Source organism: Halobacteriovorax sp. RT-2-4, from assembly GCF_047085445.1.
Taxonomy (GTDB): Bacteria; Bdellovibrionota; Bacteriovoracia; order Bacteriovoracales; family Bacteriovoracaceae; genus Halobacteriovorax_A.
In genome coordinates this window covers 204,676-225,645 of record NZ_JBKIXY010000002.1, presented here as the reverse complement: position 1 = coordinate 225,645, position 20,970 = coordinate 204,676, and the positions used below count along the sequence as shown (strand labels likewise).

The 20,970-nt window shown below is 36.4% G+C and carries 23 protein-coding genes; 14 read left to right on the top strand and 9 right to left on the bottom strand.

Annotated elements, in window-relative coordinates; genetic code table 11:
- Positions 1 to 38 precede the first annotated feature (38 nt).
- On the bottom strand, positions 39 to 2,342 hold the full coding sequence (locus ACMAYL_RS11515; protein ID WP_412471104.1) for an efflux RND transporter permease subunit: 2,304 nt from the start codon (positions 2,340 to 2,342) through the stop codon (positions 39 to 41).
- Between the two features lie 186 nt (positions 2,343 to 2,528).
- Positions 2,529 to 3,086: a pentapeptide repeat-containing protein gene (locus tag ACMAYL_RS11510; protein WP_158246870.1), complete on the bottom strand. Its 558-nt coding sequence runs from the start codon at positions 3,084 to 3,086 to the stop codon at positions 2,529 to 2,531.
- Positions 3,087 to 3,186: 100 nt separating this feature from the next.
- Between ACMAYL_RS11510 and ACMAYL_RS11505 the strand changes: the two genes are divergently transcribed.
- From ACMAYL_RS11505 to ACMAYL_RS11490, 4 genes are read left to right on the top strand one after another with little or no spacing between them, the layout of a single operon-like run.
- Positions 3,187 to 4,080 carry a LysR family transcriptional regulator gene (locus ACMAYL_RS11505; protein ID WP_412470116.1) on the top strand — a complete coding sequence of 298 codons (894 nt, stop codon included), beginning with the start codon at positions 3,187 to 3,189 and terminating at the stop codon, positions 4,078 to 4,080.
- A gap of 42 nt (positions 4,081 to 4,122) precedes the next feature.
- Positions 4,123 to 6,015 carry a hypothetical protein gene (locus ACMAYL_RS11500; protein WP_392992493.1) on the top strand — a complete coding sequence of 631 codons (1,893 nt, stop codon included), beginning with the start codon at positions 4,123 to 4,125 and terminating at the stop codon, positions 6,013 to 6,015.
- Between the two features lie 3 nt (positions 6,016 to 6,018).
- On the top strand, positions 6,019 to 6,621 hold the full coding sequence (gene pdxH / locus ACMAYL_RS11495) for a pyridoxamine 5'-phosphate oxidase (protein ID WP_103218038.1): 603 nt from the start codon (positions 6,019 to 6,021) through the stop codon (positions 6,619 to 6,621).
- Between the two features lie 17 nt (positions 6,622 to 6,638).
- Positions 6,639 to 7,139: a hypothetical protein gene (locus ACMAYL_RS11490; RefSeq protein ID WP_146037854.1), complete on the top strand. Its 501-nt coding sequence runs from the start codon at positions 6,639 to 6,641 to the stop codon at positions 7,137 to 7,139.
- On the opposite strand, the gene ACMAYL_RS11485 is transcribed toward ACMAYL_RS11490, so the two are convergent.
- On the bottom strand, positions 7,129 to 7,521 hold the full coding sequence (locus ACMAYL_RS11485) for a hypothetical protein (protein ID WP_103218036.1): 393 nt from the start codon (positions 7,519 to 7,521) through the stop codon (positions 7,129 to 7,131). The two genes, ACMAYL_RS11490 and ACMAYL_RS11485, sit on opposite strands and share 11 nt — an antisense overlap.
- A gap of 104 nt (positions 7,522 to 7,625) precedes the next feature.
- Here ACMAYL_RS11485 and ACMAYL_RS11480 point away from each other — a divergent pair, with 104 nt between their 5' ends.
- Complete coding sequence (locus tag ACMAYL_RS11480) at positions 7,626 to 7,880, top strand: hypothetical protein (protein ID WP_103218035.1); 255 nt, start codon at positions 7,626 to 7,628, stop codon at positions 7,878 to 7,880.
- Between the two features lie 24 nt (positions 7,881 to 7,904).
- Here ACMAYL_RS11480 and ACMAYL_RS11475 read toward each other — a convergent pair whose 3' ends face one another.
- Positions 7,905 to 8,480, bottom strand: coding sequence for a superoxide dismutase (locus tag ACMAYL_RS11475; protein WP_103218034.1), 576 nt, complete (start codon positions 8,478 to 8,480; stop codon positions 7,905 to 7,907).
- Positions 8,481 to 8,648: 168 nt separating this feature from the next.
- On the opposite strand from ACMAYL_RS11475, the gene ACMAYL_RS11470 reads away from it, so the two are divergent.
- From ACMAYL_RS11470 to ACMAYL_RS11445, 6 genes are all read left to right on the top strand, one after another.
- The gene (locus ACMAYL_RS11470; protein ID WP_146037853.1) at positions 8,649 to 9,605 is read left to right on the top strand and encodes a hypothetical protein; all 957 of its coding nucleotides are present in this window, start codon (positions 8,649 to 8,651) and stop codon (positions 9,603 to 9,605) included.
- A 162-nt stretch (positions 9,606 to 9,767) separates the two neighbouring features.
- On the top strand, positions 9,768 to 10,250 hold the full coding sequence (locus ACMAYL_RS11465) for an NADH-quinone oxidoreductase subunit B (RefSeq protein WP_103218032.1): 483 nt from the start codon (positions 9,768 to 9,770) through the stop codon (positions 10,248 to 10,250).
- Complete coding sequence (locus ACMAYL_RS11460; protein ID WP_103218031.1) at positions 10,243 to 10,878, top strand: NADH-quinone oxidoreductase subunit C; 636 nt, start codon at positions 10,243 to 10,245, stop codon at positions 10,876 to 10,878. Before ACMAYL_RS11465 ends, ACMAYL_RS11460 begins: the two co-directional genes overlap by 8 nt.
- Positions 10,879 to 10,899: 21 nt before the next feature.
- A complete protein-coding gene (locus ACMAYL_RS11455; RefSeq protein ID WP_103218030.1) occupies positions 10,900 to 12,045 on the top strand; it encodes an NADH-quinone oxidoreductase subunit D in 1,146 nt (381 codons plus the stop codon).
- Complete coding sequence (locus ACMAYL_RS11450; protein WP_103218029.1) at positions 12,042 to 12,560, top strand: 4Fe-4S binding protein; 519 nt, start codon at positions 12,042 to 12,044, stop codon at positions 12,558 to 12,560. The genes ACMAYL_RS11455 and ACMAYL_RS11450 overlap by 4 nt, the downstream gene beginning before the upstream one ends.
- 268 nt (positions 12,561 to 12,828) lie before the next feature.
- Complete coding sequence (locus ACMAYL_RS11445) at positions 12,829 to 13,350, top strand: hypothetical protein (protein ID WP_103218028.1); 522 nt, start codon at positions 12,829 to 12,831, stop codon at positions 13,348 to 13,350.
- A gap of 12 nt (positions 13,351 to 13,362) precedes the next feature.
- Here the strand turns inward: ACMAYL_RS11445 and ACMAYL_RS11440 are convergent, their stop codons facing one another.
- The 4 genes from ACMAYL_RS11440 to ACMAYL_RS11425 form a co-directional block, all read right to left on the bottom strand.
- Positions 13,363 to 14,082, bottom strand: coding sequence for a 1-acylglycerol-3-phosphate O-acyltransferase (locus ACMAYL_RS11440; RefSeq protein WP_103218027.1), 720 nt, complete (start codon positions 14,080 to 14,082; stop codon positions 13,363 to 13,365).
- 77 nt (positions 14,083 to 14,159) lie between these two features.
- On the bottom strand, positions 14,160 to 14,606 hold the full coding sequence (locus ACMAYL_RS11435) for a DMT family transporter (protein WP_103218026.1): 447 nt from the start codon (positions 14,604 to 14,606) through the stop codon (positions 14,160 to 14,162).
- 12 nt (positions 14,607 to 14,618) lie between these two features.
- Positions 14,619 to 15,836, bottom strand: a complete 1,218-nt coding sequence (locus ACMAYL_RS11430) for a class I SAM-dependent rRNA methyltransferase (protein ID WP_412470115.1) — start codon at positions 15,834 to 15,836, stop codon at positions 14,619 to 14,621.
- Positions 15,837 to 15,838: 2 nt separating this feature from the next.
- Complete coding sequence (locus ACMAYL_RS11425; protein WP_103218024.1) at positions 15,839 to 16,129, bottom strand: hypothetical protein; 291 nt, start codon at positions 16,127 to 16,129, stop codon at positions 15,839 to 15,841.
- Positions 16,130 to 16,181: 52 nt separating this feature from the next.
- On the opposite strand from ACMAYL_RS11425, the gene ACMAYL_RS11420 reads away from it, so the two are divergent.
- From ACMAYL_RS11420 to ACMAYL_RS11410, 3 genes are all read left to right on the top strand, one after another.
- The gene (locus ACMAYL_RS11420) at positions 16,182 to 17,042 is read left to right on the top strand and encodes a hypothetical protein (RefSeq protein WP_146037852.1); all 861 of its coding nucleotides are present in this window, start codon (positions 16,182 to 16,184) and stop codon (positions 17,040 to 17,042) included.
- A gap of 82 nt (positions 17,043 to 17,124) precedes the next feature.
- Positions 17,125 to 18,810, top strand: a complete 1,686-nt coding sequence (ettA, locus tag ACMAYL_RS11415; RefSeq protein WP_103218022.1) for an energy-dependent translational throttle protein EttA — start codon at positions 17,125 to 17,127, stop codon at positions 18,808 to 18,810.
- Between the two features lie 16 nt (positions 18,811 to 18,826).
- Positions 18,827 to 19,867, top strand: coding sequence for an aspartate kinase (locus tag ACMAYL_RS11410; RefSeq protein ID WP_412470113.1), 1,041 nt, complete (start codon positions 18,827 to 18,829; stop codon positions 19,865 to 19,867).
- On the opposite strand, the gene ACMAYL_RS11405 is transcribed toward ACMAYL_RS11410, so the two are convergent.
- Complete coding sequence (locus ACMAYL_RS11405) at positions 19,797 to 20,963, bottom strand: ATPase, T2SS/T4P/T4SS family (RefSeq protein ID WP_412463159.1); 1,167 nt, start codon at positions 20,961 to 20,963, stop codon at positions 19,797 to 19,799. The two genes, ACMAYL_RS11410 and ACMAYL_RS11405, sit on opposite strands and share 71 nt — an antisense overlap.
- Positions 20,964 to 20,970: the final 7 nt, after the last annotated feature.

The window sequence follows — 20,970 nt, the reverse complement described above, 5'->3', positions numbered from 1 at the left end:
TCGTAAGTTAAGACATATGATGAGGACCTACGTATTTTCTATACCTTAGCAGTATCAGTCTCTACTTTTGAGCTCTTTAAACTAAGTAATGCAGCAGGTAAGATCACTAAGTCGGCCAATAGGGCAAGTGTTAGGATCACTGAGCAGTACACACCAAACTTTTGGTTAGGAACAAAGTCTCCTAGGTAAAAGAGACCAAAAGCAATGGTTAGCATTGTCGTCGTAAGGGCCAGGGCCTTTCCTGTTTGATGCATTGTCGATGCAAGTGCATCGTGGCCATTCATACCTTGAAGCATTTTCAACTTATAATTCGAAATAAAGTGTATTGTATCGTCAACTGCAATACCTAAACACACGGCAAAGACGATAACGTTACCAATATTTAATTCATCACCTGCAAAGTACATAATTCCAGCGGCCACTGATAGTGGAAAGACATTTGGAATTAATGAAAGCATCGCCAATTTTAAATCCTTAAAGACAAATAATATAATTAAGAAAATGATAGGGAGTGAAATACTCATGGATGTTAAAAGAGTATTCACAACAAGGTCATTAACTCGATTGTAGATAGGAGATTGACCGGCTTCATAGATTGTAATGCCAATTTCATCAGCTTTCTTTAAGATCTTATCTGTTTTTGCAATAGCGGCCGTTGAATCGTTTACATCCCACATAACAAGGACTCGAAAGCGGCGATTATCAAGAGATAGCTGGTTTTTTAAATCAAGTCCTTGCGGTAGTCCTAAAGTGTATAAGAATAATTGGTCTGCTACTGCACGACGTGTATCTGGAATTGCATAAAATTCTTCATTGTCACCATGAAGAGTTTTATTCATCTGTTTTACAATATCGAGGATTGAGCTTACACGAATAATTTTTTCGTCTTTAAGCATCCATTGAACTAGTTCTTCAGACTTCTTTAAAAACGCAGGGTCTTTAACACCTTCTGCCTTCTCTGAATCAAAAACAAGTTCAATCATTCTTGATCCACCAAATTCTTTACGAACCATATTAAAGGCCTGCTTAACTGGCGTATGCTCATCAAAGTATTCGATAGGGTCAGCATTAATATAGTTTTGCATCCCAAAGTAAATTGAAGCAATTGTTATAATTGGAGTGAGAATATTGATAATTACTTTATGCTTTTCTGCAAACATGAAGATTCCATCAAAGGCATGGAATTTATCGTCACGATCTCCAACTTTAAAATGAACCTTAGTTAATAACGCTCCAAGGAAGAAGTAAGTGTAGAACCACGCAATACAAGTTCCAATTCCTGATAGGATACCAAGATTGTAAATTGGTTTAATATCTGTTGATGTCAGTGAAAAGAATCCAATTGCTGTCGTAAGAGTTGTCAGTAGTGTTGGAATAAAGTTCTTCTTAAGAGCAGCGATAGCGGCATCATGTTCATTCATTCTATCAAAAATATAGAAGTGTCTGTAGGTAATTAAGATGTGAATCGAATCAGCTAATCCAATTGCAATAAGAATTGCCGGCAAGGCCGCAATGATACTTGATAACTCAATTCCTAAATGTCCCTCAATTCCAAATGTCGTGATAATGGCAAGACCAACTAACGAGAAAGGAAGAATAATACCTAAGAGATTTCTAAAGAATAAGAATAGAATTAGTGAAAGTACTCCAACTACTATTGGAAAGACTACCATCATATCTCGATCAGATGCTCTTTGGAGTGACTCGTTGATAAAAGAGATTCCACCGAGATAGAATTTCACACCTTCTGTCTTATTGTACTTCTCAAGCAATGCTTCGGTATCAACAACTACTTGATCATAAGGAGGAGTACCTTCAAATGTATCAAGAAAGGCCCTAATATACGTAAAGCGTCCCGATTTAGAAATAATTGAGTTTACAAGCATGCGATCATTCGTGGCATGCTCTTTTTTTAAATTTAAATTTTCTGGAGTTAGCTCAACTTCTTCATCTAAAAATGGTGTAATAAAAATATCATCATCTTCTGATTCTATTGAGTTGTGATTTGTTAAACTTTCAACACGAACAATATGCTTAATTTGCCAAAGATCACTCGTGATGTCTTGAATCGTCTTAATTGTATTTTCATCAAAAAGACCATCTTCCTTATAGACCATGATATCGATTGTATCCGAACTACCAAAAATCCCTTCATGCTCCTTAAGATCAATTAGACGTTGATCGTGCTCCATTAGCCAACCCTTTACAGAGTAGTTTGCGTGAATTTTGGGAAGGCCACTACTAATGGCAATGAAGAATAAGAATGAGATTAGAAGACAAGTTTTAGTATGATCGACAATATACTTTGAGACTCTTTCTGCTAGTGAGTGAACACGTTTCATATAATCAATTTCCTTTGAAGTTTGCTTAATTACTATATTAAGTTTTATGAAGAAAAGCTAAGAATTTTGGGGGGAGATTATAAGAAATACTTGATTGATGTAGACGCTCTAGCAAAATACTGTCGATACTCTCTACGTGTTCGAGAGTGAACATTGTGTGCTAGAGCGTTAGCGTAAAACTAGTTTTTAGTGGATTCCGATGAAATCCATTCCTAGCTTTTCAATGGCATTCTCTTTCAAGAATGGCATCTTCGTATTGATATTAAATTTAGCACCTTTAAGGTTGCAGTTAATGAAGATCGTTCCCGTTAAATCAACATTAGAAAAGTCACAATCTTTAAGGCTACAATTTTTAAAAGTAACTCCTCGTAGATTTGCCCATCTCATGCTTGTTGCCGCAAGATCACATTCTTCAAATGTACTATCTTCTAAATTTGTACATTCCAAGCTTACATCTTTTAAGTTAATTCTCTTAAAACGATTCTTTGCAAGGTTTGACCATGTGAAGTCAACACCCTCGTAATTTGAATTATTGTGCTTGGCGTATTTGATATTACATTTTCTTAGATCACTTTCGTTAAGATCCGAGTGACGGATGCTAATCTTATCTAGCATCGAGTTATCAAACGAACTCTTCTCAAGCTTAGAGGCACTGATTAATCGTAAGTTATCAACATTCCTAAGATTGATACGATTTTCATTTTGTTTTTTGATTGCTGTAAACATCGTGTTTTGCGTCGTCATTTCCATCCTCTTTGTAAAACTAGGAAGATAGTAGCGATTTTATTTAGCTATATTAAGTCAATTGTTTGTAAATTCGGAATTTCCGAACTATTGTATTTGCATGAACTGGAATCATCTCTATTGTTTTTATGAAGCTGCAAAGCATAAATCCGTAAAGAAAGCCGCTTTGAAAATGGGCCTTGCTTCGTCGACTGTGAGTGAGCAGATTAAAAAGCTTGAGCAAAATTATGGCGTCCAACTATTCGAAAGAAAAGTTAGAGAGATTGTTTTAACTAAAAAAGGTGAGGAAGTTTTCTCACACGCCAAAGGTGTTTTTTCAAATGGGATGCGTCTTGTTGATAACTTAACGCCACATGATGATGGTGGTTATGATGTGACTTTTTCCATTGAATCTCATTTGGAGTCTCCAAATATTGCAACGGTTTTAGCGGATTATTATTCAGCCTATAGTGATTTTGGCCATACAATTACTAAACGTTCTAAGAACTTCTCACAAACTATGTACTACCTTGAAAATGATACTGTTGATGTGGCCATTAGTGATAAGAAGTTATCAAATGAATTATACGAGAATTTCCTCGTTGCTCAAAACTACCTTAAATTCTATGCAAATGAGACGGTAGCCAAGAAATATGACCATCTTCCATTTGAAAAGTTAGTAAAAAAACTACCAATAGGTTTTCTTTCTTCAGATGAGAAAATGATTGTTAGTGCTAAACAAATTCTTAAGGATCAAAAAGTTTATCTAAAAGAAGCCTTCTTTAGTGAGCACCTCCATTATCTTTTAACACTTGCCCAACGAGGGGAAATCATCCTTGCTGCAATTGGCAATGAATCAATATACCAAGAACTCTATTGTCTTGGACCAGAGCATGACATTCATCTTCCAACATTTGCCATTATTAAAAAGCAGAATGAAAATTTACTATTCGCAAGAAAATTAAAAGATTTATTAATGGTTGAGGCCGATGTCGCTCACTTAAATCTGCATTAATTTCTATTTGCCGAGCTGTTTAAAACTCGTTAGCATCTATCGATGAATAAAATTTCGCTTATTAAATCCATTGCAATGACAATATTGATCGCCCTTTCTCTACAATCAAGGGCCGAGGATATTGGTTTTCTTAAAGATGGAAAAATCAAAGATATTATCGTTAGGGAAATTGCTAACCTAAACTTATCAACAACAGTAAAGCTTCTTGATTGGAAGAAGATAAAGGGTGTAGGTGTCGGCCTTAAGTATGGCTATGAAATGACGCCATCGTACTTAAAAGGAAAGTTTGCTCGTGTTGATGAGTGGAGTTTCAATCGTCATGTAAATCCTGGCTCATATATTGATGCTGTTACGCCAATTAATTTAACATTTTCAAAGAATGATCGTGTAACTTTCATTCGCCATTTCGAAGACCAAAAGAAAGCGATTTTAGCAGTTCCTTATTCTATCAATAAACTACCATATAACGCAGAAAGTACTCTAAAACGATTGGCCATTGGTGACTTCGTTAGTATTCCTGCTCAGATGACATTAAACTTCGGCATGAGTGCATCATATGGTTATGGTGATATTGTGGATGCTAGTGCATTTGCCAATGTTATTACTAGTGGTAATTACAATATCAATATTTACCGCATGGATGAGAGTAAGGTTCGCCTCAAAATCGTAACGAGAACTTCGACTGAAGCCAAAACAGGTGCTCAAGTAAAGAGTGATTTCTTTGTCGCGCTAGTTGAAAAAGTAAATGCTCCTGACTTTGTTTCTAAAAATTTCCAACTGAAATTAGTCGAATACAATTTAGGGCGTGGAATAGGTGAACAGTACGTTTTAGACTACATTTTTGATTTAAGCCTGCCACATGCTAGAGAAGCATTTGATCGTATTATCAAACCTAAGTATAAGCTTGATACAGATAAGATGATTGGACAGTATACTGGACGAAAGTATATTGAGGAAAAGTTAATCTCTGACTTTAGCCTAGCAAATGAAATTGCAACATTTGGTACAGGTGTAAAATTACTTTTTCAAGGATTCAATGAGTATAAGTTCAAGCGTCGTGGTTTTAAGCTTGGTATCTTTATTAGTGAAGTTGATTATGACTGGACTTATTATAAGAATAATATTTCTATTATAAATGGCCCTGATGCAGGAGAGTATTTCTTTCCAAACAAAGTCTACAAGTACAGTGAAGAGTTTAATATCCTTATTCATAAAAGAAAGGATAGGATCGAGGAGTCTTACTTCTCTTTCATTCCAAAAGATAGGGCGACTGAAACTTCTGTTGATTTCGGAACTAACTACATTAGAAAGGATCGATATTTCACAAGTGGAGAGTGGCGATCAACGAAGAAAAAGATCAAGGCCTTGGTTCCTAAATTTATCTTTTTAAAAATGGACTTCAAGGAATTAGATTCAATCAAGACTAATATTACAACCGAAGTTAAGTATCGTCTTGTACTTAGAAAAGAGATTTTTGACTATATTAAAGATGTACCTCTTGATCGAATAATTGATGAAGTTAACAAGATCAAAAAAGATCGTGGCTACCGAGTTGTTTCAAGAAATGGAAAAGGTGACCATATCATAAGTAAGATATTCTTTTGGCAAAGGGCGCATACTCGTCACGTTGCTAGGAGAATTCAAAAAATTCTTAACTCAGATGTCGAAAATATCTATATTAAATTGGAAAAGGTGATCGATAACATCGACAAGAATAATTTTCGTAAGTATTTTTATCGTGTTGTGCAAAGTCTTGTTCCTGTTGATGATCTGCCAAACTTAATGTTTTTTAAGTTGGATATCTTAGGTAACCGTACTCAGCCTGTACATTTTAAGTATGGAGAGCATGAGTTTCCTAAAATATATTATGAGATTTTAGATATTAACCGCGACTTTCACGACTCAAAAAGAGACTTTCAAATTATTACGGAGTAGGTTGTGAGTGATTACAAAAAATTTATAGGTGAGTACAAAGATTCTCCAGTTGAGATTTTTGAGAAATGGTTTAAAGAAGCTGTTGCTACAGAAGAGAATGGACCTGCATTTACACTTTCAACTGTCGATAGTGACGGGCTTCCAAATGCTAGAACTCTCTTATTAAAAGAAGTCTTAGATTTTAAACCATTATTTTTCACAAATTATGACTCTGTTAAGGCCAGCGAGATAGAGAATAATCCAAAAGTCGCTATGACTTTCTATTGGCATCGTCTTGGAAAACAAGTCAGAATTAGAGGTTCAATCTCTAAGTGTGATTCGCAAATTTCGAAGAAGTATTTTCATTCCCGTGCTCTCGAGAGCCAAGTGGCCAGCTTCATTTCTAAACAGTCTTCTTCAATTGAAGACAGAAGTAAATTAGAGCAAGAATATAATGCTGGTCTAGATCGCTATAAGGATGAAGTTCCTTATCCTGAAAACTGGGGTGGGTACCTAGTTGATATCCAGGAAATTACTTTCTTTATTTACGGAGAGTTCCGTTTAAATGATCGTTTTCAATTTATTAAAAAAGGTAATGAGTGGCATTCTCTAAGACTTTATCCATAATTATATTAACAATCTTCTTGTTGGTCTCTAATGGGAATGCATCAGAGCTATATGCTGGAGGTGGAGCATCCTTAAGTGGTGTTATCTCTGAATCTGATTACTATAACGGCGCTACCGCAATTTTTCCATCTGCCAATGTTGGAGTGAAATTTGGTGCTTTGGCCATTGAAGGTTTTTTTAGAAAGGGGACACTTTCTAATGATCATCAAGGCTTTAAGATCGATTTGGACACAAACCAATTTGGTTTTATGTTACGTCTATCTCCTGAAGAATGGCTTGATATGAACTTGGGTGGACATTGGACAATGGTGGAGGGAAGCTCTTCTGTTTATAATGGGCAAGTACTGACAGGTTTAGTTAATCGTACGTATAGCTCAGTTATTTTAGGAATGGGATTTAATATCCCTCTTTCAAATCAATTGCGTGTACGTACTGATATGAACTTCTATTCTGGAAAAGAAATTTTCTCTCTTTTTCAATTTGATATTTCTGTTGTTTATAGCTTTCTTACTTTTTAGATTGGCTGCTTGCTGGCAATCTTCCACTTTCTCTAGTGATAAACTTTGCAAGTTCTGGTGTTACAAGCCCACCCTTATCTAAGGCCGTTGCGAGTTTGTCATTACCAGTTTTAAGTGAACCAATATATTGTTTGGCTTGTTGATTTGCAGCAACTAGGGTTTGCATATTATCTAGTGCTGCTTGATATTCTGTTTTGATTTCTTGAATCGTTTCTTTATGGCGAGCGACCTCTTGCTTTAGATTCGCAATCTCTACCGCCTGACTAATGTGAGCATTTAGATTTTTTTCAAATTGGATTGCATCTTGATCTTTAAATTCACGACCAGCTTTGATTGTGAAAGCGATTAGAACAAGTAAGTTAGCAAAAATAATTTTTTTCATAAATATCTCCATTATTCCATGTACCTATCGACATAATAAAAAAAATCATTAATATTTTTCGAAAACATCCGAAATAATAAGTACTTATACTTTGGGGAAAGAGAATGTTTTTGATTGATGTAAATTTATTTGAAGATGAGTTCTACCTTCTGCCTGTTGAACAGAGGAAAGGTGACCAATATAAAATTGAGTGCCACTCAATTGAGTCGGCAAAATTACTACAAGAAACTCTAGGCCAGATTAAGCATCTGCATCCAACTAAGGATAAATCTCGCTTCAGACTTTTGAGGAGAGAAAATCAATTTGGCTTTGAAGTGAAAGTTTTAAGTTATATTGAAGAAGAAAAAAAGGCCTCATAAGAGGCCTTTCATTTAATTAAATAATTAAAGATTTGAGTTTACGAAATCCCAATTAACAAGGTTCCAGAATGCGTTGATGTAATCTGGACGAGCATTTCTGTAATCAACATAGTAAGCATGTTCCCATACGTCGATTGTCATTAGTGCTGTGTGACCATCTGTCATTGGAGTTTCAGCATCGTCAGTATTAACGATTTCTAGTTCTCCACCCTTGTTCTTTACTAGCCAAGTCCAACCTGAAGCAAAGTTAGTTGCAGCTGCATTTGAGAATTCTTCTTTGAATTTATCAAATGAACCCCATTTTGCGTTGATAGCGTCAGCTACTGCACCAGTTGCCGCACCACCTGCGTTTGGAGCAAGACAGTTCCAGTAAAAAGTGTGGTTCCATACTTGAGCAGCATTGTTAAATAATCCACCACTTGATTTCATGATGATCTCTTCTAGAGTCATGTTTTCAAATTCAGTTCCTGGAATAGCTGCGTTAAGCTTAGTTACGTAAGCATTGTGGTGCTTTCCGTAGTGGTACTCAATTGTTTCAGCTGAGATATGAGGTGCTAGAGCGTCTTTTGCCCATGGTAGTTCTGGAAGTTTATGTTCCATTCTTTTCTCCTTAATTCTAGATTCTTAAAATGTTTTTTGAACAGCTCCATTCTAATGCGTTTGTTCTTTAAGTGCAAAACGCAATAAGTTATAGAAATTATTTTTGCCCTTTGGAAATTCTCCTCAAATTTTACTCAAGAATTTAACTTAGATGTCGATTTTAAGGTAATGCATTTGCCTGGCCGTCTACCTACATTATTTTTTTCAATCTTAACGAGTTTTCTTGTTTGTTCTAGCGTTGCGGCAAGTAGTTGGGCAGAACGTGGTGGAGTAATTCGCTCGGCTACTAATAAGTATAGTGGAAATTGGAGAAAGCTTTCTTCCACTCAAGAAGGCAGTATCGAGCAGCTTATCGAAATTGTCTCAACTTCAAAGCTAGGAATTCAGCTCATTGACAAGGCCCGTTTAAGAGCTGCCAAGGATCGTAAGCGCCTAGAAGAGGTAATTGATAGTGGAGATGTATCGGTAACCGACACAACCCTTGTTCGAAAATTTAATCCAAGCTCTCCTGAGAGCGTGCGTTTTGAAACAAGATCAACTGTTTATATTGATAAGTCACATTCAACTAAAAATGCCGTTTTAGACCTTATCCATGAGCTCACTCACTATATTTATAAAAAACCTTTCAACCCTTATTTAAGTGAATTCTCAGTTTCTTCCTTTCTTAGCGATACTATTCAAGGCAAAGGCGGGGAAGTGGATGCTTTTATGGTCGAGTGTCGTGTTGGACGTGAAATCTATGGCCTTAAGGCAATTTCTCCACAGTGCCTAAATATTTTAGATGGAGAGGAGTTTTCAAGGGATCTTGCCATAAAGGAATTTTATAAATTAGGCGTTCATTATGATCAATTTAAGCATGAGGCAAGTAAACTAGGCATCTCTGATGAGATTATCCAGTTTAGTTCTCGTGAGGATTCAAGCCTAATATCTTCGGCTTGGTCAAAGCCATACCCAGTAGCAGTTATTGAGGAGTATGGGACCATTATGACTAAGGTCTGTCAAAATGATCTCAAGCGTATGACCTACCTTAGGGAGAGCCAAACCCGTTCAATAGCGAGTGCTAATAAGAAAGTTGGCCAAGTAGAGTCGAAATTTAATGCTCGTTGTCGTTCATATTTAGACTAAATTTTATTGACGACTGAACTCAATAATGTCTCTATGCACCAATGATCACTTACAAAAAACTCTCTTTTTTCCTCGGCTTTAATTGACTACAAAGCTAAGCATTGGTAATTTATAACCTAAGAATTTCATAATTTTATACATCTATAAAAAGGATTGCTGGCAATGCAAGATAGTGTTGTTTTATTAAAACTTGATGACTTCCTTAACTGGGGAAGAAAGAACTCTCTATGGCCAATGACGTTTGGTCTTGCTTGTTGTGCTATTGAAATGATGGCAACTGGTGGATCTAAGTATGACTTAGAAAGATTTGGTTGTGGTGCTTTCATGGCGACACCAAGACGTGCGGACTTAATGATTGTTGCAGGTACTGTAACACTTAAAATGGCCCCAAGAATTAAGACTCTTTACGAACAAATGGCCGAGCCGAAATATGTTATTTCGATGGGCTCATGTGCTAACAAAGGTGGGCCTTACTGGCAACACGGTTATCACGTTCTTAAAGGTGTTGATGAGATCGTTCCTGTTGACGTTTACGTTCCAGGTTGTCCTCCAAGACCTGAAGCCTTAATTGAAGGTTTAATGACACTTCAAAAGAAAGTTGCCAACGAAAGACTTCTTAAAGATAAGTGGGTGAAGCATGCTTAATGAATTAGTAACTTTTATTAATGATAAAGTGAGTGGTGCAAATGCTTCTTTAATTGAAAATGAAGCAGGTGATAAGCCAATCTTAATTGATGCTTCAAAGATTAAAGATGTTTGTTATGCACTAAGAGATAGCTCAGAATATCAATTCAACGTTCTTCAAGTTGTATCTGGTGTTGATTACGAAAATGAAATCGAAGTAAACTATATGCTAGCTTCGTTCATCACGAACTCTGATGATGTAATACTTAAAGTAAAACTTCCAAAAGCAAACAAAGATGATGTTCCAAAGATTGATTCTGTTTGTGATGTTTGGAAGTCAGCTAACTTCTTAGAGAGAGAAGTGTACGATATGAATGGTGTTGAATTTGTTGGACACCCAGATCATAGAAGAATTCTTTGTCCTGAAGATTGGGAAGGTTTCCCACTTCGTAAAGACTACGAAGTTCAAAAAGCTTGGCAAGGTTTCGAAGTAAATCCTGAACATAAAATGAATATTGCAGATCATGAGTTCTTTGCTAAGGCAAGAATTGATGCTGCTGAACCAAAGAAAATCTCTGGTTCATGGGATGGAAAGATTTCTACTGATTTAGAGGCAGCTCTAAATAAGAAGATGGAAGAAGCTAAATAATTAATTTTAAGGATATTTTTAATGGAAGATAATACATTAAAACAAGAACAAGAAGCCTTACATACTGATCTACTGACAGTAAATATGGGGCCTCAGCACCCTGCCACTCACGGGGTTTTACGTGTTGAGATTAAAACAGATTCTGAAATCGTTGTTGAAGCGACTCCATACCTAGGTTACCTACACCGTTGTATGGAAAAGCACAGCGAGAACTTAGACTATCGTGGGATTATTCCTTTCACTGACCGTATGGACTATCTTGGTGCTATGGGAATGGAATGGGGTTATGTTCACGGTGTAGAAAAAATGCTTGGAACTGAAGTTCCTGAAAGAGCAGAGTATATCAGAATCATCGTTGCGGAACTTCAAAGAATCGCATCTCACTTAATGTACTTTGGTACTTACGCAATCGACCTTGGGGCCTTCACTCCATTCTTATACGCTTTCCAAGATAGAGAGCAAATCCTAAGAATCTTTGAAGAGCTTTCAGGTGCCAGACTACTATACAATTACATTTGGATTGGTGGTGTTTGGAATGATATTAATGACGATCAACTTCGTCGTATCGATCAATTCTGTACAACGATGGAAGAAAGCATGAAGAAGTACCACGATCTAGTTGGTATGAACGCAATCTTCCGTAACAGAACTGCTAATGTTGGTATTGTAACTCCTGAGATGGCTTATGAGTACGGTGCAACTGGTGCTGTTCTTCGTGGTTCAGGTGTTGAGTGGGATCTTCGTAAGAAGAAGCCATATGGTTACTACGATAAGTTTGATTTTGATGTTGTTACTGGTAAAGGTGAAATGGGAACTGTTGGTGACTGTTGGGATCGTTACTATGTACGTGTATTCGAAATCTTTGAATCAATCAAAATCCTTCGTCAAGCTCTTGATGGAATTGAAGCTGGACCTGTTATGGGTAAAGTTCCAAAAATCATTAAGCTTCCAAAAGGTGAGATTTATACAAAAACTGAGTGTCCACGTGGAGAACTTGGTTACCACATCGTTTCAGATGGTGGAAAAACTCCTTACAGAGTTAAAGTTAAGTCTTCATGTTTTACTCACACTTCAATGCTACCTGAACTTGGTAAAGGTCAGATGATTGCAGACTTCGTTGCTACAATCGGAAGTATTGATATTGTTCTAGGAGAGGTTGACCGATGAGCACTGATACAACTTACCACGCAGGTGAGCAACTAACGTTAGGAAAATGGTTTAAGAATATCTGGACTGGTATTACTACTGTAACGAAAGGTCTTGGTATTACTTTTAAATATGTGTACGGTGTAAAACCTGTAACAATTGAATACCCAGAAGTAAGAGAAGAGCTTCCAGCAAACTCTCGTTCACGTCTATTTAATGATGTTGAAAACTGTATTTCTTGTTACCAGTGTGCAACTGCTTGTCCAGTTGACTGTATTTACATTACAGCTGTTAGAAGAGAAAAAGATGCTCCAGTACTTAAGACAAGTGGTGGAACACCAATTAAGTTAGATCTTCTTCAATATACAATCGATACAGCTCTTTGCTGTTACTGTGGTCTTTGTACTACTGTTTGTCCTACTGAGTGTCTAACTCACACGACAGACTATGAATTCTCTCAATATACTCTTGATGAGATGAAGTACGACTATCTAGCACCAGATATCAAAAAATGGCGTGAACGCATTGTAAAATAGAAATAAAAAAGGCTCCTAATGGAGCCTTTTTTATTTCTATGCGCAGACGCTTGAAGTGATTATTCTCAATAAACTCAAATAGCTTCAGCTGTTTGATGTTTCCTCAGCGCAAAAATCTTCTTCATATAACCGAAAGACGCATGTCCAGGACGGACGGTATGTCGTCACTTCAATAGACACTGTTTAAGATATTTACAATCTAACTACTTAATATTCCGTTAAATTCTTGGCACACAAAGTGCAACTATATATGTATCTGGAGGGAATAATGAAAATGATTCTTAAAGTTACAATTGCACTATTTATCACTTTAAATGCTTTTTCATACCAGCAAATTTTTGCAACTTCAGGTGATCTAAAGATTAGAAGTCAGTACTATGGTGATCAAGATATTAGATCGATTAGAGTCTATGGTGATACAGTAAGTGCTTATTCTAAAGATCCAAACGGAAATGATTATAATGATGTTCTTTTCAAAGTTACGAAGGAATATGCACCGTACAAGGAATTCTTTTTTGATATTCTAGAAAAAGGTGACTTTGTTATTCTTCCAAATGAAACAGGTAAAATCGAAGATCTAAAATTAATCTACAAGGGTAAAAAGTATAGCTTTATTGAAGCGGCACTTTTTCTTAATAAGAAGGATATGTGTGGGTTAGGAATGGAGTGTCCAACAAGTAATGCGGCCATAAATGATGGAAGAAGAACTACTGCTCCAGGAACACAAGGTCCACTTAGAAGAGCTGATGCTAGAAAAGTTGATTACATGACAAGAGTAAATATCTTCTAATAAAAGACTTTATTAGGAAACTTCTTTAGATAATTTATTGATATGGGCAAGCATCATTTCACGAGTCTTGTCCATGAGCTCTCCAATATCATCCATTGTTAAACCCTGTGTCGAAATAGGCTCAAGTGCTTCAATGATAACCTTTCCAGGTTTGAGTTTTCTAAGATCAAATGACTTATCATATTCAGAAAATACAACAGGGTAAATTGGAAGTTGGCCTTGGATAGCAACAACGAATGGGCCTTTTTTAAATGGCAGTAATCCTCGTCCTTTTGAGCGAGTTCCTTCTGGCATAATCCAGACATTACAATTGTCTTCTTTAATTGTTCGAGCAACTTCGGCCATGGCCTTCCAGGCCTTAGTTCTATTTGTTCGATTAATCAGAATATTTCCAGCAAGGTAGTACATTTGACCAAAAATAGGGATCCAGACAAGAGACTGCTTCCCAAGAGAGACTGTTCTTTTTGGCAGGGCCGGCCCTACAAAGAAAATATCGAGATTTGATTGGTGATTAGAAATGATAACAGAATTTCTAATATCCTTGTGACTCTTCTTAACTCTTGCTTCAATTTTTATATTTAAAAAAAGGTGAGTTAGCCACGAGTAGTACTTAGCAATCATGTATGTGTTGCCACGATTTGCAGGACGAAACATGCATATTGGAATCCAAATTAGTGTTCCAATAACTAAGAATAATCCAGCAATGAATAGACGAAAATACATTAAAAGCATTTTTACTTTATAGCATAGGATTTATAGGTGTCAGACTATAAAATTAAAGTGTTTTTAACGCTATTTAAGAGTAACTGTTAAAATAGTGTAATTAAAATTACTGAGCCAATTGCCATTAAGATTCCAAGACCTTTTGGCACAGTAAGAGAGATATTCTCTACGAATACATCCCATAGAACACTTGTCACCATCTGTGCAGCGATTAGTCCGACAGTTGTTTTTACGGCACCAACTTCATAAATACCAAGCGGAAGACCCACAACAAATAAGAAGCCGAAGAACCCAGGAATGACATACCACCACTTAAATTGGAAGTCCTTTAAGCGAACGAATTCAGGAAAGAACTCTGGGTTATATTTAACAAAGAAGAAGAAACCAATACAAACAACTAGAGTAACAAAGTTACCAAGAAGGGCCATCCATGTAAGACCGATATCATTTGTCATTAATCGGTTTATGGCACCTTGAAGGATTCCGATACAACCAATAAATAGGGGAACAATTATGGCCAGGTTATTTGTCATTTATTTTTTCCTTTATTTCTTTAAAAGAGTTAGTCCTTTAAGGTAGTCGCCTTCAATAAAGCCTTTAAGTGACGGACAGTCACCAGTAAGTTTTAGTGATCCAGTGATACTAATCTTGCGGGTACCAATGTACTCTTTAATTTTATTTTCAAATTTCTTGCGTGTAATTGAATGTGTATTTAAAAAGATATGTGCTTTTCCACCTTTATTTAGAATCATATCAAATAGAGGAATCATATCTTTATATGCATCAATAGCTTTCGAAACTTTCTTTCCATCACTTGATGCACTTGGTGGATCGCAAATAATTAAATCAAACTTACGACCTTCTGCCTTAAACTTTTCTAGTGCCTTGATTGTTGGCATACAAAGTGATTCATGATTTTCACTCATTTTATTAAGAACAAGGTTCTCTTGTAGCCAATCAAGATACTTTTGAGAAAGATCCACACTTGTTACATCTGTTGCCCCCTGTTTCAGTCCAAACAGAGAATAAGCTCCAGTGTAGCTATATAGATTTAAAACACTCTTTCCTTCAAAGTCTTCTTTCACGCGGTCCCTAATTGCCGCCATATCTGTGTAGATTCCAATATCATAGAATTGGTTAAGCTTAATTTGATACTTAACTCCATATTCTTCAACGATAAAGTTATCTTCTTTTAGTTGCTTATTTGTCGCGCAATAAAATTCTTTCTTACGCTTTAGATTTCTTTTTTGAACCCAAAGAGTATCTTTAGGAAAAAAGTCTTTTACTATTTTTAGAACGTCATTTTCAAAGTGGTTCCAGAAGTTTGCATAAAATTGAATAAGAATTCTATCTTTTAAGCGAATAATAAAAAGACCTGGCAGATAATCAGACTCGCCAAAAGCAAGGTAGTAGTTTTCACGAGTATCAATATTCCCACGTGCTTCAAAACTTGCTTGCATGCGCTCTCTAAGTTCAAAGTAGAACTCTTTTGGGCCAATGTGAGATGAACCTTCACCAATACGCCAGATTCGTGCTAGCACACTATCGTGAGTCGGATCATTTAGCATAACAACAAACTTCGCATCGTCGTTCTTAACTTCATCAAGCTTTGCCGTAATAAAAGGAGAGCCCTTAGGAAACTTAAGAGAGTACTTATCTTTAGTAATCCAAGGATGACCTTTGAAGAGATATTTGATACTGGCAGGGTGTAGTTCTACCCTAGGTGTACGAATGCGTGGACGACCTGCGGTTTTCTTGTTCATTGTTACTTTTCTTTTTCTAACTTAATACGATATTGAAGGTTGTTCTCTAGTAAGAGAAGAAGTTTATTTGTTATCTCAAAAGGGTTTGAGAGTTCGAGAACACCAAATTCTTGTAAACGAAACTTTGTTTCAAGGTCCATGTCACGATATGGATCAAAATTTTGGCAAAAGAGTTTTAACTCTTCTAATAGTTCATCATTGAGATAGAAATCAGGGTGATTAATATCCTCTGATTGCTTATCAAAAGCGTGGTTTTCATTTCGAATGTGAAATAACTCTTCTTTATTTTCCATGGAGTATTGTTATTTCAGATACATAGCGTTACGTCAAGATAGGAGGTCTATTTTGGCAATAATATCTTTTTTATCAATCACTCTCTTAGCATTACTTATTCCTGCTGAAACCTTAATTGAAAGGTTTAACTCATTGAAATTTCGAATTCGATCTGAATATCAAAGAGGCAAGGACTTGTTAATAGAAGTATCCCAGCTCAATTTGATGGGGGACTTAACGCAACTTTCAAATTACAAGTTTTACGACTCATTAATTTGTGAGATTGCTCAGATTGCAAAAGAATTTGGCGCTGCAACAAGTCGAACTCTTGCAAAAATGCGCCACGCTCTCTCCAATGATCTTCAAATTGAGAAGAAGGCCGCAGGCACAATTAATGAAACACTCTTTCAATTTCTTATGGCAATGGGACTTACATTTGCCCTAAATATCTTTGCAACAAATATCCTTGGCCTCGCAACCGACTATACCTTCCTCGTTTTGGCCCTAATCTATAATCTTGTAGGTGTTCTTAGTTTCATCATGCTTATTAAGAAACTAAAGCGAAAATTTCTGGCCCCTATTAGTAAGATTCTAAATTCATATCTCATATTTAAGCTTATGTACGATGTTGGAACTCCCATCAATCAACTCATTCATCGTTCATCAATCAACTCAATTGTAGATTTAGATCAGGCCCTGGCCAAGGATCTCTTTCGAAGGCTCGCTGCACTAATTGAAGTAAAGAAACACCAAGGTGTGGATATTTGTGAAGACCTCGAATCCATTGAGATTAATCTTTGGGATGATTACCGAAGTGAAAATGAAGTTTTTTTACAACGATTAAAAATCTTCAAATTTATATGGCTTGTGGTCTTCTTCTTTGTGCCTTATGTCGCAAACTTTTTTCGTCTAATAAGTCACCTAAATCTTTAAGCTTGCAGGCACTCTGTAATTGATATTCTATCGTTTTATAGGTACTTTATTTGAGTAATTTTAAAACAAATGGAGTCAATCGATGGCCTATCAAAATGATAAGCAAATTATTTATTCAATGAACCGTGTTGGAAAAGTTTATAAGCAAAAGCACGTTTTAAAAGACATCTCTCTTTCATATTTTTATGGAGCAAAGATTGGTGTTCTTGGTCTTAACGGTGCTGGTAAGTCGACACTTCTTAAGATTATGGCAGGTCTTGATCAAGACCATCTAGGTGAAACACACTTAGCTAAAAATTATTCGGTTGGTTACCTTGAACAGGAACCAAAACTTGATCCTGAATTAACAGTTAGAGAAGTTGTTCAGCAAGGTTGCCAAGAGACAGTTGATCTTCTTGCTCAATTTGATGAAATCTCTGCAAAATTTGCAGAGCCAATGTCTGATGACGAAATGAATAATCTTCTTGATAAACAAGCTAAGCTTCAAGATAAACTTGATGCTGCAGATGCTTGGACTCTTGATAGTCAACTAGACCTTGCAATGGAAGCACTAAATTGTCCTCCATCTGAAGCAAAGTGTGGAAACCTATCTGGTGGGGAAAAGAGAAGGGTTGCACTATGCCGTCTTCTACTTCAAAAACCTGATATTCTTCTTCTAGATGAGCCGACAAACCACCTTGATGCTGAAACAGTATGGTGGCTTGAAAGACACCTACAACAATATAAAGGAACAGTAATTGCAGTAACACACGATCGTTACTTCCTAGACAATGTTGCTGGTTGGATTCTAGAGCTTGACCGTGGACAAGGGATTCCATTCGAAGGAAACTACACTGGTTGGCTAGAGACAAAAGCAAAGCGTCTAGCTCAAGAAGAAAAGACTGAGTCGAAAAGACAAAAAGCAATGAAAGAAGAGCTTGAGTGGATTCGCTCAAACCCTAAAGCACGTCAGGCGAAGTCAAAAGCTCGTATTAAGGATTACGAAGAAAGAGCAAAAATCTCTAGTGAAAAGAGAAATGAAACAAATGACCTTTTCATTCCTGCAGGTCCTCGTCTAGGAAATAAAGTTATCGAAGCTCACGGCGTTTCAAAAGCATTCGACGACAGACTTCTATATGAAAATCTTGAGTTCTCACTTCCTCCTGGTGGAATCGTTGGGATTATCGGTCCAAACGGTGCTGGTAAAACAACTCTATTCAAAATGATTACTGGTCAAGAGAAGCCAACTTCTGGAACTTTCGATGTAGGTGATACTGTTAAGCTTGCTTACGTTGACCAGGGACGTGATTTAGATCCTGAAAAAACAATCTATGATGTTGTTGCTGATGGAACTGAGTTTATCAATGTTGGTGGCCAAGAAGTTAACTCTCGTGCCTATATTGCAAAATTCAACTTCTCTGGAGAAGACCAGAAGAAGAAAGTTTCTGAGCTTTCAGGTGGTGAGAGAAATCGCGTACACCTTGCAAAAGTTTTAAAAGAAGGTGGAAATGTTCTTCTACTGGATGAGCCAACAAACGATCTTGATGTAAATACTCTACAAGCTCTTGAAAAAGCACTTGTTGATTATGCTGGTTGTGCTGTTATCATTTCCCACGACCGTTTCTTCTTAGACCGTTTAGCAACACATATCCTTGCATTCGAAGGCGAGGGGAAAGTTGTATGGTTTGAAGGAAACTTTAACGAGTACGAAGAAGATAAGAGAAGACGTCTAGGAGATGCAGCAATGAATCCTAAGCGCTACACTTATAAGAAACTTACTAGAGATTAGAAAAGAGATTATAAGCTTGAGAAGTGTATATAAATTTGGTGGCAGTTCGATAAAAAGCGCTGCTGCCATTAAGCAGATTGCAGACTTAATTTTAGCGTGTCCAAATGATGCTCTTGTTGTTTTATCTGCGACGTATAATTCAACTAATGAGCTGGAGTCTATATACTTTAGTGAAGACTCTAATTTATTAGTTGAAGACTTTTTCACAAAGCATAGAGTGATCATTGAAGAGTTAAACCTTCAAGTTGATCTCTCCAATTTTAAAGAAGAGTTGCTAAGCTATCTTACACTTCCCAAGTCTAGTTCGACTCTCGATTCTATCTACAGTATTGGAGAGCGTATCTCTACATCAATCCTTGCTAGTTATATCCAACAACAAGGAAGAGAACTTTTTCACGCAGATGCCCGTGACTATATTCTCACGAATCGCAATTTTAATGAGGCCAAGGTTCTCTTTAAGAATACAAAGGCAAATTGCAAAGATTTAAATAAGCACTCGCTAATTATCACACAAGGCTTTATCGCACGAACAACCGATGGCCAAACTTCAACTCTAGGCCGAGAGGGCTCAGATTATTCCGCTGCTATCTTTGCTTGGGCATTAGATGATGTACAAGAGCTTGTGATTTGGAAGGACGTTAAAGGTGTTTACGGCCATGATCCAAAGGTTCTTACAAATGCACCTTTAATTCACAACCTAAGCTACCGACAGACAAAACTTTTGACTAATAAAGGTGCTAAAATTCTTTTTCATCGAACGATGAACCCTTTAATCGAAGCAAATCTACCCCTTATTGTTAAAAGTGTATTCTACCCGAATGAAGCTGGAAGCTGTATTAGTGATGCTAAGGAAGATCATTTCTGTGCTATTTCAACAGAAAGAGATGAAGCCTCACGCAATTTTATTACGGTATTTGGCCTTCCTCTTGAAAATGCAAAGTTGTTGGAAAGGTCATTTGAAGTCGATGAAAATAACGATGATTACTTCACGCTAGAAGTTGATGGCCAAGATCTTCGTGAGTGGATAGACCTCTTTGGTGATCAGTTATTTTCTTAGCCTTTGAATAAAGTGTTGAGTAAATCGGACGATCTGCTTCACTACCGTGAACCTCTATAATTTCTTTTACTTCTTTATTTTCAACAAAGATCACGTTATCAACACTTTGACAGATCAGTCGTAAGATTTGATCGAAATCAATTCCGTTTTTACTCTCTGAGAAGATTGAAAATAATGTAGTAAGTCTGAGTAGTGTATCCTTGGCACTGTTAGCATGAATTGTACTCATCATACCTTTGTGCCCAGTATTCATTGCTAATAAAAATGGGATAACCTCACTTGATCTAATCTCTCCAAGAAGAATTCTCTTTGGAGACATCCTTAAAGCATAACTACAATAGTCTTTTAGACTCTTTCCCTCACTAGGATGTGATAAGAGGTGAGTTGAATTGGAAATATCTCCGTCGATCTCTGCAACATCTTCAATAATAACGTGATGTTCATTTTCAAAGCATAGCGCCTTACAAACTCTTAAAAAGCTAGTCTTTCCACTTGCCGTAGAGCCCGCAATAACAATATTCTTATAATCACTAACCAACTTTTCCACGATCTCATGTGTTTCTTTGTCTTTTGAAAAATCGGATATTTTGAAATTCTCTTTTGCATGAACTCTCAAAAATGCTTTTGCTTGTGCTTTAGGGGAAAGACATGGATGTGTGATACTCACTCGCAAGTCAATCTCATTGCCGTCAACTAATCGAGTATTCTTAAATGATGCAAATGGATTATTGAAGTTCCAATCAATTCCTAGTTTTTGAGTTAGAAAAACTAAGCTTAAGACAAAGTCTTCATTACTTAGAAATTCAACCTTTAAATTAAGATGATCCTTCTTTTGTACTTCGATATCACTAGGAGAGTGAATGATAAACTCATTGGCATCATACATTTTTAGAAGATCATCAATGTAACTTTGATGATAGACCTTGTTAAACCAGTCTTTGATTTCGTTTAGATTATCTAAGTCACTTTCTTGAAGATTATTTCTTTCGAGTGTTTCTAGAATAATTTCTTTAAAGTTCAGATGAATTGTTTTCTTTGCTTTCTCACTAAGTAGCATTTTAAATTCATTGAAAAAATACTGATTGATTTGTGACATTATATTT